Genomic DNA, 17,485 nt, shown 5'->3' with positions numbered 1-17,485 from the left:
GAGACTTCCGAATATGCGTGGAATTGTTCTGGCGGGCGGTACCGGGTCGCGTCTTCATCCGATCACGATGGGCATCAGCAAGCAGTTGGTGCCGGTGTACGACAAGCCGATGATCTACTACCCACTCTCGACGCTGATCTTGGCCAATATCCGCGACATTCTGATCATCACCACCGAACAGGATTCGCAGCAGTTCCAACGTCTGCTCGGTGACGGCTCCCAGTTCGGCATCAACCTGACCTACAAGGTTCAGCACGAGCCGAACGGCCTCGCTCAAGCGTTCGTCCTCGGAGCGGAGCATATCGGCTCCGACAGTGCCGCTTTGGTGCTCGGTGACAACATTTTCTACGGTCCCGGACTGGGCTCGCAGCTGGACCGATTCGATGACATCGACGGCGGCGCGGTCTTCGCTTACGAGGTGAAAGATCCCAGCGCGTACGGCGTCATCGAATTCGACGCCGCCGGCAAAGCGATCTCGTTGGAAGAGAAGCCGAAGGTCCCGAAGTCGAACTTCTCCGTCCCCGGCCTGTACTTCTACGACAACGACGTGCTCGCCATCGCCCGCGATCTTCAGCCGTCGGCGCGCGGCGAATACGAGATCACCGACGTCAACCGGCACTACCTCGACGCCGGGCGTCTTGCCGTGGAAGTGTTGCCCCGAGGGACGGCATGGCTCGATACCGGCACCTTCGATTCGCTACTGGATGCTTCCAATTATGTGCGCACCATCGAGCAACGGCAGGGCCTGAAAATTGGTTCACCGGAAGAAGTGTCGTGGCGGCGGGGATTCATCACCGACGATCAGCTGCGGGAACGGGCAACCAAGCTCGTCAAATCCGGGTACGGGCAATACCTGCTCGACCTCGTCGACCGCGGCAAGTAGAGGATCTGCAGATGAGTTTTCGTGAATTGAAAATCCCCGGTGCCTTCGAATTCACCCCGCGTCAGTTCGGTGACGATCGTGGCGTGTTCTTCGAATGGTTCAAATCCTCGGACTTCGAACAGGCCGTCGGGCGGCCGTTGGATTTGGCGCAGGCGAACTGCTCCGTTTCGGCAGCCGGGGTACTGCGCGGTATCCATTTCACCGACACCCCTCCCGGTCAGGCGAAGTACGTCACCTGCACCAAGGGTGCGTTTCTGGATGTGATCGTCGATCTGCGGGTCGGGTCGCCGACATTCGGGACCTGGGACAGCGTGCTGATCGACGACGTCGACCGTCGTGCGGTGTATCTCCCGGAAGGCCTCGGGCATGCGATCTTGTCGCTCGAAGACGGCTCGACGGTGATGTACCTGTGCTCGATCGAATACACCCCGGCTTTGGATCGCGACATGAATCCGCTCGATACCGATCTGGCGATCGACTGGCCCACCCTCGCTCGCGACGGCTCACCGCTCGAGTACCAGCTCTCCGACAAAGACAAAGCTGCGCCCTCACTCGCGCAGGCCATCGACGCCGGATACTTGCCGACCTACACAGCCTGAGCGCAGACGATCAGCGAATTTTGAAGATCACGGTGCGCTGAACAATGAAGTTGATGACCGTCGCGGTCCCCTGAGCGATGACGAACGCAACGTTCGCGTACCAGAAGCCGTCGGGCAGTGCGTCGTAAAGCCAGGTATAAATGCCCACCTGGACGGCGAAGGTGGCCGCGTACAGACCGACGACGGCGAAGAAGCGCGCCCGCGACGGCGACGCGTTGAACGTCCAGCGACGGTTGATCAGGTAAGCCGTGGTCGTCCCCAGTACGAACCCAATGGCCTTGGCCAGGGTGACGCCCATACCGAACACGAAGTGCAGCAGCAGGTTGACGCCCTGGTCCACGATTGCCGACAGCACCCCCGTCGCCAAGAAGCGGATTACCTGGGTCTTGAGGTCCAAGGCATCGTCGGCGATGTTCTCGGTCAGCGGCAGCTCGACAGGAAGCGGAACGTGATGCTGGAGTTCTTCGTCTTGGGCTGACCAGTCGTCGTGGGAGGGACCGTCGGGAGTGGACACAAACTACGACACTAGCGCCTGACGTCGACGACCCAATAGCTACCGCTACGGTCAATCTGTGCACGATGCCTATCCATCCAAGAAAGCATCCGACAGAACCTCGCACTACGTTGCAACCGCTGTGGCCGCAATCGCGTCCTTGTTGTTCGTGGTTCGTGGACTGCCCCGGCTACGTGAGGCGTCACTATTTGCCGAGGACGGTCAAATCTTCCTCACCGAAGCGCACAACGACGGAATTGCAGCTTTCGTAGCACCCTATGCAGGCTATTTACACACAATCCCCCGCCTGATTGCAGCAATCTTCGAGCCGCTTCCGGTAACGGCACTCCCTGTGGCGTACTGCTGCGCTGCGATCGTGGTTCACCTGCTGTTCCTGACGCCCGCCCTCTCGGCCAGACTTTCCTGGTTGCTACCGTCGCCCTTGCTCCGAGCTGGACTGTTCGCAACCCTCTGCCTCATGCCACCGCTGTGGGAGCCGTACGGGAACATCGCGAATCTGATCTTCGTCGCCGGATTGTGTCTGCTGTTACTTGTAATCAGCGAAGATCCCAAGACCAAAAGCGGTCGCCTGATCGAGATGGTCAGCGTCGCGCTCATTGGCCTGAGCGGACCGCTGATCGTTCTCTTCCTGCCGTCTTTCCTGTGGCGCTGGTGGAGGAATGGCCGCACCCGACATTCACTCGTCGTCGCTGCTACGGCAGGTGTGACAGCGGCGATCCAACTCTCCGTCTACCTGGCGTCCGAGCGATCGACACCGGGCGGCGGAACGCTCGTACTTTTGGCGAAAACGGCCGCTGAGCGTGTCGGAGGCGGCTGGCTGTACGGCGACTCGAACGTTGTCGCCGCAGCGTCCAGCTCGATTCCTACGATCCTCGCCTGCGTATGGCTCGCTGCGGTACTCGTCGTCTCTCTCGTGGCTGTCCCCCGCACAGCTCTGCCCCTGTGGGTTCTGTTCGCCATTCTTCTTTACTCTGCGGTCAACGCGTACGGCTCAGCAATGGTGTCTTCCTCATTCGCTTTTCAACGGCACGTCTTGATTCCCACAGCTGTCACGCTCGTTCTGCTGTGGTCGGTGCTCGGATCCTCCGCTCGAACCGCGATCAAAGCTGTGGCGGCGCTGTGCCTGGTAGTGGGCATCGGCGCCGTCTTACACGATTTCTTCCCAGATCCTTACCCGTATCGCCCATCCCTCAGCGGGTTGCAGGAATGTGTGGACGCCGGCGGGAAATTGTGTCATCAAGGAATTTTCGGCGACGGCTGGTCCGTGGATCTCCAGGGCTGACGATCACCGACACCAGCTGTCCGACGAACGGAGAGCGCAGCCTGCGAAGCGGCCCGGATAACCGAGTACCCTCTAGACCGATGTCCACGACAGCCGACGACGCACTCTTCCCCCTGGAACCACAGGCCGGGAACACTGCGCCGCTACCCACGCAGACCCGCACGCTTTCCGGATGGGGCCGCACCTCGCCGTCCACCGGTGAGGTGCTCTCGACTTCTGACCTGGAGCTCATCGCGAGCGCGGTCAAACAAGTCGCGGAGCAAAACGACAGCAAGCCCTCTCACCTGCGCCGCGGCGTCATCGCGCGTGGCCTCGGCCGCTCGTACGGCGACAACGCGCAGAACTCGGGCGGCCTCGTCATCGACATGACGGCGCTCACCGGCATCCACAGCATCGACGCTGGAACTCGGATCGTCGACGTGGACGGCGGCGTCAGTCTCGACCAGCTGATGCGCGCAGCACTACCCTTCGGCCTTTGGGTTCCGGTGTTGCCCGGCACGCGCCAGGTCACCATTGGCGGCGCCATCGGCACCGATATCCACGGTAAGAACCATCACAGCGCCGGCAGCTTCGGCAATCACGTGCGCTCGATGGAACTGCTCACTGCTGATGGCGAGATCCGGCACCTCACCCCGTCCGGCAAGAACGCCAAGTTGTTCTGGGCCACAGTCGGCGGTAACGGCCTCACCGGCATCATCCTGCGCGCGACCATCGAGATGACGCCTACCGAGACGGCCTACTTCATCGCCGACGGTGACGTCACCCGGAACCTCGACGAAACCATCGCCCTGCACAGTGACGGCAGCGAGAACAACTACGACTACTCGAGCGCATGGTTCGACGCCATCGCGGCACCACCGAAGCTCGGCCGTGCCGCCGTGTCGCGTGGGTCCTTGGCGAGGCTCGATCAGCTGCCCGAGAAATTGCAGAAGGATCCGCTTCGGTTCAACGCGAAGCCGCTGCTGACGTTCCCCGACGTGTTCCCCAATGGGCTGGCCAACAAGTTCACGCTCGGCGCGGTCGGCCAGGCGTGGTACCTCAAGGCAGGCAACTATCGGAACAAGGTTCAAAACCTCACGGCGTTCTACCACCCACTCGACATGTTCGGTGAGTGGAATCGTGCGTACGGTTCGAACGGGTTCCTGCAGTACCAGTTCGTGGTGCCGCCGGAAGCTGTCGATGAGTTCAAGAAGATCATCGTCGACATTCAGAAGTCGGGGCATTACTCCTTCCTCAATGTCTTCAAACTGTTCGGACCGGGAAACGAAGCGCCACTGAGCTTCCCGATCCCGGGCTGGAACATCTGCGTCGATTTCCCGATCAAGGCAGGCTTGGGCGAGTTCGTTCGAGAGCTCGACAAGCGCGTCCTCGAATTCGGCGGACGCCTCTACACGGCGAAGGACTCACGCACCAGTGCCGAGACCTTCCATGCGATGTACCCCCGGATCGACGAGTGGATCAAGGTCCGCCGATCCGTCGACCCCACAGGCGTTTTCGCCTCCGATATGGCCAGAAGATTGGACCTACTGTGAAAGAGGCTCAGCTGTGACGATCGACGCTGTGGGTAACCCACAGACCATTCTCGTGCTCGGCGGAACAAGCGAGATCGGCCTCGCGATCACCGAGGAGTACCTGTCGAAGTCACCGGCACGCGTCATTCTCGCCGCACTGCCGAACGACCCCCTTCGTGACGGTGCCGTAGCGCAGCTGACCGCCAAGGGCGCAAAGTCCGTGGACATCATCGATTTCGATGCGCTCGACACTGCGTCACACCCGAAGGTCATCGACGAAGCCTGGTCCAAGGGCGATGTCGACGTCGCAATCGTCGCCTTCGCGGTGGATTTCGACGCCGAGGAATTGTGGCAGGACCAGCGCAAGGCAGTACTCGCCGCGAACATCAACTACACGGCATCGGTTTCGGTCGGTGTACTGCTGGGCGAGAAGATGAAAGCACAGGCCTACGGCCGCATCATCGTCATGTCCTCGGTGGCAGGTGAGCGGGTTCGCCGGTCCAACTTCGTCTACGGCTCCACCAAGGCCGGACTCGACGGCTTCTACCTCGGCCTCGGAGAAGCGCTGCGCGAGTTCGGGCCTCGCGTCACCGTCGTTCGGCCGGGAATGGTGCGCACCAAGTTCAGCGCGCACGTCAAGGAAGCACCGATGACCGTCGACAAAGAGGTCATCGCAAAGCTGGCGGTGAACGCTTCGCAGAAGGGCAAGGAGCTCATCTGGACGCCAGCACCGTGGCGTCTGGTGATGATGGTTCTGCGGCACGTCCCGCGGCCGATCTTCCGCAAGCTCCCCATCTAGATGAGACGAGCGCTCGGCACGGCCTTCGAAGGCGTACTGGCCGCTCTCGTCGCAGCAATTGTTGCGACGGTCGGGTTGTATGCCTTCTCACTCGTCGAGTGGCCGGCATTCAACTCGTCCAACGTCACTCGCGCCGTGACGACGCTCGGCCAGGTCGCCTGCGCCATCGCGTTCGCAGTGGCCATCGCGCTCTACCGTCGAGGAAAGCTCGGATGGTTGGCGAAGTCGCTGACGTGGGTCGGACTGTCCGGATTCGTGACGATCACCCTCGGAATGCCGCTGGCCGCAACCAAGCTGTACTTGTTCGGCGTCTCCGTCGACCAGGAGTTCCGTACCGAATACCTGACGCGGCTCACCGATTCGGCCGCGCTCCGCGATATGACGTACGCGGACATTCCGCCCTTCTACCCCGCGGGATGGTTCTGGCTGGGCGGACGCGTCGGAAACCTGCTCGGTATGGATGGCTGGGAAGTGTTCAAGCCGTTCGCAATCGGATTCCTCGCCGTCACTGCGGTGCTGGCATTCACATTGTGGAAAGCCCTCGTCAGGGTCGACTGGGCTGTCGCCGTCAGTGCAGTGACCACTGCACTGGTCGTGGCCTATGCATCTCCCGAGGCGTACAGCGCCGTCATCGCCCTGCTCATCGCGCCGGCACTTTTGTTGGCCTGGGGTGCGCTGAACAGACCGGTGGCTGCCGGTGTCAGCGGGCGCCTGAATGGCGCATTCGAGCCATCTGATCGTATGAATGGACCATTGAAGCGGTCGGGGGGTGCGGATGAACCCGAGCGGTCGATGGGCTCCTGGGGATGGGGAGCGGTCGTGGGCACCGGCCTGTTCCTCGGCCTGGCCGCCACTTTCTACACCCTTTACCTCGGCCTGGCTGCGTTCGCGGTCACGCTGATGGCCGTCGTATCGGCGATCTTGGGAGTCAGGGCCCAGAAGAGCTGGCGCGCGGCGATTCCTGTTGCCGTTCGATTCGTCGTCATCGCGGCTATCTCCGGTCTCGTTGCGCTGACCGTGTGGCTTCCCTATCTGGCGGACGCTCTGACCGGGACGCCGTCGACGTCGGGAACAGCTCTGCACTACCTTCCGGAGGCCGGTGCGACACTGCCGTTTCCGATGTTGCAATTCTCGTTGGTCGGCGCGCTGTGCCTCGCGGGGACGGTGTGGCTCGCTGTGCGGGCGGCTTCCTCGCGTCGCGCCCAGGCGTTGGGCATCGGCGTCGTCGCGGTCTATCTGTGGACGCTTCTGTCGATGGCTGCCGCGGTAGCGGGCACGACGCTACTGTCGTTCCGGCTCGAAGCTGTCCTGATCGTATTACTCGGCGCAGCAGGTGTTTTCGGCTTCCTCGAAGGAACCAAAGCGATCTATCAGGCGATCAACGAACCGTCACGGTTCAAGATTGCGGCTGTCGTGATCGCGTCCGTCGGCGCAATGGCGTTCGCACAGAGCATTCCGCAGATCCTGCAGACCGAGATCACCGTCGCGTACTCCGATACCGACGGTGACGGCGTGCGCGCAGACAAGCGGCCGCCGAGCGCGGTGTCGTACTACAGCGAAGTCGACGCTGCTATCGGCGAACAGATCGGCAGGCCTCGGGACGAGACGATCGTGCTGACTGCCGACACATCATTTCTGAGCTACTACCCGTACTTCGGATTCCAGGGACTGACCTCGCATTATGCGAATCCGCTCGCCCAGTTCGACGAGCGTGCTGCAGCTATCGCAGAGTGGGCGAAGGTCGAGACTCCGGAGGAACTGATCGCGGCCATGGACGGCAGTGCATGGGCAGCGCCGGATGCGTTCCTGTTCCGGCGCGGGGCCGAGGGTTACACCCTGCGGTTGGCCGAGGACGTGTACCCGAACGATCCGAACGTGCGCCGCTACACCGTCACTTTCGACGAATCGTTGTTCGAGGATCAACGGTTCACCGCTACCGACATCGGTCCGTTTGCACTGGTCACCCGTAACACCTAGAAGAATCACATAACGTTCACGTAACGTGCACCGCGATGACAAACACCGATCGGTCTGTGCTCGAGCAGCCGCAGACTGCCCCAGCGTCGAAACTCGGGTCGATCTCGACACGTGCACGCACTGTGCTGATCTCGCGCGTGGATCGCGCCGACGTGGCTACGGCCTCGTTGTTCGCGGCCCTCGCACTGTTCGTCATGCAGGGGCAATGGCGCAACCTCGGTAACGGATACCTCTACAACAGTGGCCAGGATCAGGCCATGTGGGAATGGTTCCTCTCCGTCGCCGCGCACTCGGTCGCGCATCTCGACAACCCGCTGTGGAGCGATCTGCAGAATTACCCTGCGGGCGTCAACATGATGGCGAACACCGCAATGTTCGGTCTGTCGATCCCATTGGCACCGATCACGCTGCTGTTCGGCCCCACGGTGACCTGGACGATCGGCCTCACTGCCGGCCTCGCCGGAACGGCATTTGCTTGGTATTGGCTGTTTACGCGCAGGCTGGGAGCATCACGCGGGGCCTCCGCCATCGGCGGTGCACTCTGCGGATTCGCCCCCTCCATGGTCTCTCACGCCAACGGCCACCCGAACTTCGTCGTCATGTTCCTGCTGCCGGTGATTGCATCGGTGGTCATCCGCATCGCGCACGACGGACCGACGGCACAGCGGACGATTGCCCTCGGACTCGTCGTTGCGTTGCAGATCATGCTCGGCGAAGAACCATTGCTGATCTTCGCGATCTCGTTCGGAATCTTCGCCGCCGTCTACTACCTCGGCAACCCTCGAAGCATCGTGTCGGCGGTCGCCAACGCGGCGAAGAGCCTGCCGATCGCAGCCGTTATCGCCGTCGCACTCGTTGCTGTTCCGCTGTGGTGGCAGTTCTTCGGTCCGCAGAGTTACTCGTTCATCGAGCACGGCAACATGGGCAACGACGCCAAAGCCCTCTTCCAATTTCCGACGCAGTCCATCGGGGGGAGGGCGACACCGGGTCAGAACGTGCGCATCAATGCCACCGAGGAGAACGCCTATCTCGGTTGGCCGCTGCTCGTGCTGTGTCTGGGTGCGACGCTGTGGATGTGGCGCGACGCCCGAGTGCGAGCAGCTGCCGCTACCGCGATCGTCATGGGCGTCCTCTCGCTCGGAACTGCGCTGTACATCGGCAAGAACGACACCGGAATCGAACTTCCGTGGAAGTGGTTCGCGGAGGCCCCGCTCGTGGAATCCGTGCTGGAAACTCGATTCGTGCTCGGCGCGGTTCCCGTTCTCGCGCTGATCCTGGTGTTGGCCACGGACAAGGCCTACGGACAAGGACTTCGCCCCCTGCCGGGCCTGTGGTCGATCGCGTTGGCGCTCGCTCTCGTCCCGTTGTTCCCGATGCCGCTGCAAGCGGTGGAGAGAACCCCCACTCCAGCGTTCTTTGCCGACGGCGAATGGCGGAACTACCTCGACGGCGGTTCGATCGTCACCGTCCCGCTACCTCGCCCCGAGGACGCCCGTCCGCTGCTGTGGCAGATCGACGCCGGGATGGGCTTCCCGCTGGCAGCGGGCTACTTCGTCGGACCGAGCGATCGCGAAGACAAGAAGGCGAAGTACGGTGCCGTCGACCGAAGGACCGCACTGCTCCTGGGCTCTGTACAGAACTCCGGCACGGTTCCTGACATCACCGCCGAGCAGAAGAAACAGGCCATCGAGGATCTGGACTACTGGAACGCCGATGTGGTCGTACTCCCACCGGGAAAGAACAACAGGGCACTGGGTGCCACGGTCGATGATCTTCTGGGCATCCAAGCCCAGTTCCACGGTGGAGTGTGGGTCTGGGACGTGCGTGCACTCACACCCTGACACACTGACCTGCACGAAACCGGTGGCGGTGTGACCGTGCAATAGCATGGGCAATCGTGTCCACCGCCGCAGCCACCGCACCGAACCCGACTTCTCGGAAATCATCGCCACGCATCACCGCCGGAGTCGTTGCCGTCGTCGCCGGCGTGATCGCCGTGCTTGCTGCGGTCCTGACACCTCTGTTGCCGGTCACTCAGGATTCGGCATCGATCAGCTGGCCGCAGGACGGGACGCTGGCCTCCGTCGAAGCGCCGCTGATTTCCTACACACCGCTGTCTTTGGATGCGTCCATTCCATGTGCCGTGATCGAGAACGCACCGCCCGGCACGCTCGTTCTCTCCACCACCGCGCCCAGCGCCCCCGACGCACGAGGCGTCGGGCTCGTCGTCACCCGCACCGAAGGCGGCATGCAGGCTGTGCTGCGCGAGCGCGTACTGCTCACTCTCACCAACGCCCAGCTGGCGTCCTGCTCGTCGGTCGACATCAGCTCGACGAACACCGCATCCACCGCGTCGGCGCTGGGCACCGATGCAACAGGCGCGATCGACGGCGACGTGCGCCCGCAGACCGTCGGCGTCTTCACCGAATTGCAGGGAACTGCGCCTACCGATTTGAGTGTCGATATTCAGATCGACTCGCGATTCTCTTCCACCCCAACGCTTCTCAAAAAACTGGCGATGGCCATCGCAGTCATCTTCACGATCATTTCGCTGATCGCGCTGCACCGGCTGGACATGCGAGACGGGCGGCGCGGACGCCGCTTCTTTCCCTCGCATTGGCTCCGCATCACCGTCGTCGACGGAGTGGTCGCCGGCGTTCTGCTTCTCTGGCATTTCATCGGCGCCAATACCTCGGACGACGGTTATCTGCTCACGATGGCACGAGTGTCCGAACACGCCGGCTACATGGCCAACTACTACCGCTGGTTCGGTGTCCCAGAGGCTCCGTTCGGCATGCCGTACTACGACATGCTCGCCGCATTTGCGAAGGTGTCCACGGCCAGCCCGTGGATGCGGTTGCCTGCGCTGATCGCAGGACTGCTGTGTTGGGCCGTCATCAGCCGCGAGGTGATTCCGCGCCTCGGCCGCGCAGTGCGGTCCGACAAGGTTGCGATCTGGACCGCCGGGCTCGTCTTTCTGGCGTTCTGGCTCCCGTACGACAATGGTCTTCGCCCCGAGCCTGTCATTGCCCTCGGCGCCCTGTTGACCTGGTGCTCGATCGAACGTGCCATCGCGACGGGCAGACTGCTTCCCGCAGCTGTCGCCGTACTCATCGCGGCGTTCTCGCTCGCGGCCGGACCCACCGGACTCATCTGCGTCGCGGCGCTACTGGCCGGAGGTAGACCGCTCGTCCGCGTTCTCATCTCGCGTGCTCGGCAGGTCGGCTGGTTCCCGGTGCTGCTACCGATCCTCGCGTCGGGGGTAGTGATCGTCGCGGCGATCTTCGCCGACCAAACTGTTTCGACGGTCCTCGAAGCAACGCGGGCACGTGCCGCTGTCGGACCGAACGTTCCGTGGTTCGACGAGCGCACCCGTTGGGACTCGCTCATGGAGATCACACCGGACGGTTCACTCGCCCGAAGATTCGCTGTGTTCGCGATGATCTTGTGCGTCATCACCACGATCGTGGTGATGCTGCGTCGACACGGCCGCATTCCGGGTGTGGCACTTGGTCCTTCGCGTCGGATCGTGGGCATCGTGATCGGCGCGTTGGCGCTCATGATGTTCACCCCGACCAAGTGGACCCACCACTTCGGTGTGTATGCCGGTCTGGCCGCGTCACTCGCCGCCGTTGCTGCGATCGCCGTCGCATCGGCCACACGTGACAACCCACGCAACCGAACTTTGTTCACCGCAGCCGTGCTGTTCCTCACTGCTCTCGCGTTCACCGGCTCCAACGGCTGGTGGTACGTCTCGAGTTACGGCGTCCCGTGGTTCGACAAGCCTCCGATGATCCTCGGAAAAGGCTTCTCGACCGTTTTCCTCGGACTGACAGTTCTCGCGCTGTTGTACGCCGGATGGCAGCATCTGCGCGCGCCCTACCGTGCCACTGCCAGGTCCGCACGCTTCGGAGTTTCGGCCCTGACGGTCATGTCCGCCTTCATCGTGCTGTTCGAACTCGCGTCGTTCGTCAAAGGTGCGGTCGCACAGTATCCGGCCTACTCGGTGGCGCGCTCGAACCTGAGCGCACTGGCCGGAAACTCCTGCAGCCTGGCCAACGACGTACTGGTGGAACAGGACCCCAATCAGGCGATGCTGACGCCGATCGGATCCACCCTCCCAGACTCCCTCGCAGGTGACGGCACCGCAGGCTTCGCACCCGACGGTGTCCCGGCCGATCTCACCGCCGACGAAGAAGACGTATCGCAGCAGAGCACACGCGGGTTCAGCGACGATACGACGACAGATCAGCAGACGTCGACTTCCTCCGGGGCCTCCGGCACCGAAGGCGGCACGACCGAGGGCACGGGCATCAACGGAAGCACCGTCGCCCTGCCCTTCGGTCTGGACCCCTCGCGCACTCCCATCCTCGGCAGCTACGGTGCGGACACATCGGAGCCCGCGACCCTCAGCACCGAGTGGTTCTCACTCCCGGCAGCGCCCGAAGGCGATTTCCTTGCCATCAGTGCAGCCGGTCGAATCAGATCCGTCGACTCCGACGGCATCGTCGCATCCGGCCAGCCGCTCGAAGTGGAGTACGCCGCCGGCGATCAGATTCTCGGTCGCGTCACTCCGATCGACATCGGACCGCAGCCGTCGTGGCGAAATCTCCGCGTGCCCATGTCCGAGATTCCAGAGAATGCCGACCGGGTCCGACTCGTCGCAACCGACTCCGACATCTCCTCCGACCAATGGCTTGCCGTGACACCCCCGCGCATACCGCGCACAGTCCCGCTCGTCGACGTCATCGGGTCCGATACACCGGTGATGCTCGACTGGACCGTCGCGCTCGGATTCCCGTGCCAACGCCCGTTCGACCACAAGGACGGCGTCGCGGAACTGCCCGAGTACCGGATACTGCCGGATCGCAGCGGTGCGGCCGCGCACAGTCCAGTCATGGACGCGTTCGGTGGAGGCCCCCTCGGTTGGCAACAACTCGTACTCTCCGCCGAGGTCGTCCCGACCTATCTGCGCGACGACCTCGACCGCGACTGGGGTTCACTCGAACGGTTCAGCCCACTCGATTCGTCCGCAACGCCCGCAGAGCTGACGGTCGAGACCGTGACACGCAGCGGATGGGAGTCGGAGGGCCCGATCAGGGTCGAATGAAACGGGTATCTTCCCGGTTCTTTCACCATGCGAATGCGGTGAACCGATAGCGCTCGCATACCATCGTCAACCGTGCCCGACGCCGTGACAGATTCTTCCGCCGTGCCCTCCGCCTCACCGAGGAAGGGTTCTGCGGTCGATCTTCGATCCCAGGTGCGCACCACGCGCCTGGTTGCCATCATCTCTGGGCTGCTCGGCGCGTTTCTCGCGATCCTGACCCCGTTTCTTCCGGTCGTACAGACCACCTCGACGATCAACTGGCCCGAGGCCGGTTCGCTGCAGGACATCGACGCACCGCTCGTGTCGCAGGCTCCCCTCGCCTTCACCGCGAGCATCCCGTGCAGCGCCGTCGCACAGCTACCGCCGTCGGGCGGCCTCCTCCTGGCCACCGCACCGCCGCAGGGTGAAAGGGCAGCGCTCAACAGCCTCTTCGTGCGCGTCAGCGAGGCGTCTGTAGACGTCTTGGACCGCAACGTAGTAGTCGCCACAGCACCGCGTGCGGAGGTCCAGGGCGCAGCGTGTGGCTCCATCGAGATCACTTCGAACATCGACTCGACGTCGGCCGAGTTCACCGGCTTGTCCGACAATCAGGGCAATCCACGCTCCGGACGCCTCGACGGCGACCTACGTCCCCAGGTCGTCGGAATCTTCACCGACCTCTCCGGCGCGGTGCCTGCAGGAATGTCAGCGACGATCGACGTCGACTCGCGGTTCTCCTCCAGCCCGACGATCCTCAAACTGCTCGCGATGATCCTGGCGGTCGTCTGCACCATCCTCGCCGTGAGCGCGCTCGGCCGACTCGACGGCATCGACGGCCGCGGTCACCGCCGCTTCTTCCCGTCGAACTGGTGGAAGTTCACCGGCATCGACGTCACGGTCGTCGGCGTCCTGATCGGCTGGCACTTCGTCGGAGCCAATACCTCCGACGACGGCTACCTGCTGACCATGGCCCGCGCCGCCGAGAAGTCCGGCTACATGGCCAACTACTTCCGGTGGTTCGGCGTCCCCGAGGCACCGTTCGGCTGGTATTACGACGTCCTCGCACTGTTCGCCAAGGTGTCCACGGCCAGTCCCTGGATCCGCCTACCCGCTCTGATCGCCGGAATCCTGTGCTGGATGGTCATCAGCCGCGAGGTCGTTCCCCGCCTCGGTCGCGCAGTACGCAAATCGAACGTCGCACTGTGGACCGGTGGACTGGTATTCCTCGCATTCTGGTTGCCGTACAACAACGGGCTGCGCCCGGAGCCGATCGTCGCCGTCGGCGCACTGCTCACCTGGTGCTCGATCGAGCGCTCCATCGCAACCGGACGGCTGTTACCCGCGGCCGCCGCACTCTTGATCGGCGCATTCACACTCGCTGCCGCACCTACCGGGTTGATGTGTGTCGCAGCACTGTTGGCAGGTGCACGGCCCATGGCTCGAATCGTCATTCGGCGTCATCGCCAAGTCGGCACATTGGCACTCGTCGCACCACTGGCCGCGGCAGGAGTCCTCGTTCTCGTCGTTGTCTTCGCCGACCAGACCTTCGCCACCGTCATCGAATCGACGCGAGTCCGTACGGCCATCGGCCCGAGCGAGGCGTGGTACCAGGACTTCCTGCGCTACTACTACCTGTTCGTTCAGACCGTGGACGGTTCCCTCGCACGCCGGTTCGCATTCCTGGTGATGTTGCTGTGCCTGTTCTCGACACTGTTCATCCTGCTGCGCCGTCGACGCGTCCCCGGCATTGCGAACGGACCCGCGTGGCGTCTCATCGGAGTCGTCTTCGGAACCATCTTCTTCATGATGTTCAACCCGACCAAGTGGACACACCACTTCGGTTCCTACGCGGGTATCGCCGGTAGCCTCGCAGCGCTGACGGCCGTCGCCATCTCGGCAAGCGCACTCCGATCGCGCAGAAATCGCACGATCTTCCTCGCCGGGCTGATGTTCGTTCTCGCACTAGCATTTTCGGGCATCAACGGCTACTGGTACGTCTCGAGCTACGGCGTCCCGTGGTTCGACAAGACCGTGTCCCTCGCCGGCAACGAATCCGGAACACTGTTCCTCGTACTGTTCGCACTCGCCTTGGCTCTCGCTGCCTGGCAGTACCTCAGGGAGGGCTACGCGCCACCACAACCACGAGCCACCAGCGAACGCGGCAGACGCATCAAGAAGTTCGCCGCAGCGCCGCTCACCGTCGTCGCCGGACTCATGGTTCTCTTCGAAATACTCTCCCTCGTCAAGGGAGCCGTCTCTCAGTACCCCGCATACTCACTGGCGCGGTCCAATATCGAATCATTGACCGGCAAAAGCTGCGGTTTGGCCACTGACGTTCTCGTCGAATCGGATCCCAATGCCGGAGTCCTCGACCCGATCCCCGCCGGATTCGACCCCGAAACCGGCCCCCTCGGTGGCGAAGCCCCCTCGAACTTCACCCCCAACGGCATTCCCACCGACGTCAGCGCCGACGCCGTGGAAGTCAAACCAGGACAAGGTAATACCGATCAACAGAGCGTAGGACCAGCCTTCGAAGAGGGCCAGAGCTCCGGAACCGGCGGCGGAATCGGCGCCCAAGGCATCAACGGATCCACCGCCGCACTCCCCTTCGGACTCGACCCCGCCACCACCCCGGTCCTCGGCTCCTACCAACCCGGAATCCAGGAACCCGCGTCGGCGACCTCGAGCTGGTACGCTCTTCCCGAAAAGTCCGACACCGCACCGCTGATCGTCATCTCGGCCGCCGGACGCATCCTGTCGTTCGACGACACCGGCGCACTGACCTACGGGCAGTCACTCCTCGTCGAGTACGGCACGCGCCAACCCGACGGAACGATCGACGTCCAGGGCACCTACCTCCCACGCGACATCGGACCCGCACCGTCGTGGCGAAACCTCCGCATCCCCATCGCGGATCTACCCGAAGACGCCGATGCCGTGCGCATCGTGGCCAACGACCCCAACCTCACCGGCGACCAATGGTTCGCGTTCACCCCGCCGCGAGTACCGCAGCTCGAAACGCTGAACAGCCTCATCGGCAGCGAGCAACCAGTCCTGCTCGACTGGGCCGTCGGACTGCAATTCCCGTGCCAGCGCCCCTTCGACCACCAATACGGCGTCGCCGAAGTACCGAACTACCGCATCCTCCCCGACCGTCCACTGGCCGTCAGCTCCACCGACACCTGGCAGTCCGGGGACAACGGCGGCCCCCTCGGCTGGGCTGAACTCCTTGCCAAGCCCGTCACCGTTCCCACCTACCTGGACCGCGACTGGGCACGCGACTGGGGCTCCCTGGAGCGTTACGACCAGTACTACCCACAGTCAGTCCCACCGACCATCGACACATCCGAGGTCACCAGGTCGGGCCTCTGGACTCCCGGGAATCTGCGGGTGTTCGACAAGTAGGGTCACGGTTGGGTTGGGCCGTTGGTGGTGGGCCGTTGGTGGTGGGCCCCACCGCCCGCTTCAATGGTCCATTCATACGATCAGATAGCTTCGGGGCGCCATTCAAGCAGTGCGCGACGGGTGGTTGGTGCGGCACAGGCGCGGGCCTCACCACCCGCTTCAATGGTCCATTCATACGATCAGGGCGGTTTCAAGTGGTTGTTGCAACGACTAACTCGTTGATCACTTTTGCTGGTGATTTCCAGCCTAGTGTTTTCCGGGGGCGGTCGTTGAGTTCAGCGGCGACCGCTTGGAGTCGTTCGGCGGTGTGCACGGACAGGTCGGTGCCTTTTTTGAAGTATTGCCGCAGGAGTCCGTTGGTGTTTTCGTTCGTTCCGCGCTGCCAGGGACTGTGGGGGTCGCAGAAGTAGATTGCCATGTCGGTGGCCATAGTGATTTCTGCATGCCGACGCATTTCGAGACCTTGATCCCAGGTCACCGACTGTTTGAGTACCGCAGGCATCGACCGGATTGCCTCGATCATCGCGTCTCGGACGGCGTCGAGATTGTGCGAGTGCGGCAGGTGGAGCAGCATGGTGAACCGTGACGTGCGCTCGACGAGGGTGCCGATCGCCGATTTGTTGCCGGCACCGAGGATCAGGTCGCCTTCCCAGTGCCCGGGTACTGTGCGGTCTTCGACGTCGTCGGGTCGTTCGGAGATCAGCGTTTTGTCGGGGATGTGATGAGCGTTGCTGGGTACCCGGCCGTGTTTGCGGCGATGCGCCCGCCCGGTCCGTAGTGCATCGGCGACTTCGGCTTTGAGTTCGCCTTTGGCTTGGACGTAGATGGCGTTGTAGATCGTTTCGTGCGACACGTGCATCTCCGGTCGATCGGGGTAGTCGATCTTCAGTGTCGCCGAGATCTGTTGTGGTGACCACTTTTTGCGGAGTCTGCGGACGACTTCTGTGCGGAGCTCACTGTTGCGGTCGGCGAGTTTCGCGGCCTTGGGTCGGCGGGCGCGTGTGTCCGCTCGCTGGTGTGCGGACACTGATCGGTAGGTGCCGCCAAGGTTGGTGTTGCGTTTGAGTTCGCGGGAGACGACGGACTTGTGACGTCCGATCAGGTCGGCGATATCGGTCTGGGTTAGTCCCATCGCGGTGCCGATCGCGATTTCCTCTCGTTCGGCTTGCGAGAGGAATCGTCCGCTGGGTTCGGGCCGGACCCGTTTGGCCCCGCGGACGATTCCTGCCTTCTGATCTATCCACCGCTTGCCGGTGGTGCGGCTGACGCCGGCAGCGGCCGACGCGTGGATCACTGAAGCACCCGAATCTCGCATGGCATGGAACTTAGCGACTACTTCTGCGCGATTCGGGACAACACGTCGTGGCATCTGCTCGACATCTCCTCAGGTCAGGAGCTGTGTTGCAACGACCACTTGAGATTGCCC

The 17,485-nt window shown here is 63.0% G+C and carries 11 protein-coding genes; 9 read left to right on the top strand and 2 right to left on the bottom strand.

What is annotated here, in order from left to right; genetic code table 11:
* Positions 1-13 precede the first annotated feature (13 nt).
* Complete coding sequence (rfbA, locus tag BJI47_RS06320) at positions 14-883, top strand: glucose-1-phosphate thymidylyltransferase RfbA (RefSeq protein ID WP_088942946.1); 870 nt, start codon at positions 14-16, stop codon at positions 881-883.
* Between the two features lie 11 nt (positions 884-894).
* Entirely contained in the window at positions 895-1,482 is a 588-nt protein-coding gene (locus BJI47_RS06315) for a dTDP-4-dehydrorhamnose 3,5-epimerase family protein (RefSeq protein WP_088942945.1), read from the top strand.
* A 10-nt stretch (positions 1,483-1,492) separates the two neighbouring features.
* Here BJI47_RS06315 and BJI47_RS06310 read toward each other — a convergent pair whose 3' ends face one another.
* On the bottom strand, positions 1,493-1,996 hold the full coding sequence (locus BJI47_RS06310) for a GtrA family protein (RefSeq protein ID WP_088942944.1): 504 nt from the start codon (positions 1,994-1,996) through the stop codon (positions 1,493-1,495).
* Positions 1,997-2,054: 58 nt separating this feature from the next.
* Here BJI47_RS06310 and BJI47_RS06305 point away from each other — a divergent pair, with 58 nt between their 5' ends.
* From BJI47_RS06305 to BJI47_RS06275, 7 genes are all read left to right on the top strand, one after another.
* Complete coding sequence (locus BJI47_RS06305; protein ID WP_088942943.1) at positions 2,055-3,278, top strand: hypothetical protein; 1,224 nt, start codon at positions 2,055-2,057, stop codon at positions 3,276-3,278.
* 80 nt (positions 3,279-3,358) lie between these two features.
* Positions 3,359-4,810, top strand: a complete 1,452-nt coding sequence (locus tag BJI47_RS06300) for an FAD-binding oxidoreductase (RefSeq protein WP_088942942.1) — start codon at positions 3,359-3,361, stop codon at positions 4,808-4,810.
* Between the two features lie 13 nt (positions 4,811-4,823).
* The gene (locus BJI47_RS06295; RefSeq protein ID WP_088942941.1) at positions 4,824-5,588 is read left to right on the top strand and encodes a decaprenylphospho-beta-D-erythro-pentofuranosid-2-ulose 2-reductase; all 765 of its coding nucleotides are present in this window, start codon (positions 4,824-4,826) and stop codon (positions 5,586-5,588) included.
* On the top strand, positions 5,589-7,565 hold the full coding sequence (locus tag BJI47_RS06290) for a galactan 5-O-arabinofuranosyltransferase (RefSeq protein ID WP_088942940.1): 1,977 nt from the start codon (positions 5,589-5,591) through the stop codon (positions 7,563-7,565).
* Positions 7,566-7,600: 35 nt separating this feature from the next.
* Complete coding sequence (locus BJI47_RS06285; RefSeq protein WP_088942939.1) at positions 7,601-9,406, top strand: glycosyl transferase; 1,806 nt, start codon at positions 7,601-7,603, stop codon at positions 9,404-9,406.
* Between the two features lie 56 nt (positions 9,407-9,462).
* Positions 9,463-12,675: an arabinosyltransferase domain-containing protein gene (locus tag BJI47_RS06280; RefSeq protein ID WP_088942938.1), complete on the top strand. Its 3,213-nt coding sequence runs from the start codon at positions 9,463-9,465 to the stop codon at positions 12,673-12,675.
* 72 nt (positions 12,676-12,747) lie between these two features.
* Positions 12,748-16,059 (top strand): arabinosyltransferase domain-containing protein, encoded by a 3,312-nt coding sequence (locus BJI47_RS06275; protein WP_088942937.1) that lies wholly within the window; start codon positions 12,748-12,750, stop codon positions 16,057-16,059.
* A 190-nt stretch (positions 16,060-16,249) separates the two neighbouring features.
* Here BJI47_RS06275 and BJI47_RS06270 read toward each other — a convergent pair whose 3' ends face one another.
* Positions 16,250-17,428, bottom strand: a complete 1,179-nt coding sequence (locus BJI47_RS06270) for an IS30 family transposase (protein WP_217808487.1) — start codon at positions 17,426-17,428, stop codon at positions 16,250-16,252.
* Between the last annotated feature and the right edge of the window lie 57 nt (positions 17,429-17,485).

The sequence above is a fragment of the Rhodococcus sp. 1168 genome, assembly GCF_002091955.1.
Lineage (GTDB): Bacteria > Actinomycetota > Actinomycetes > Mycobacteriales > Mycobacteriaceae > Rhodococcoides.
This window is presented reverse-complemented; position numbering and strand designations above follow the sequence as displayed.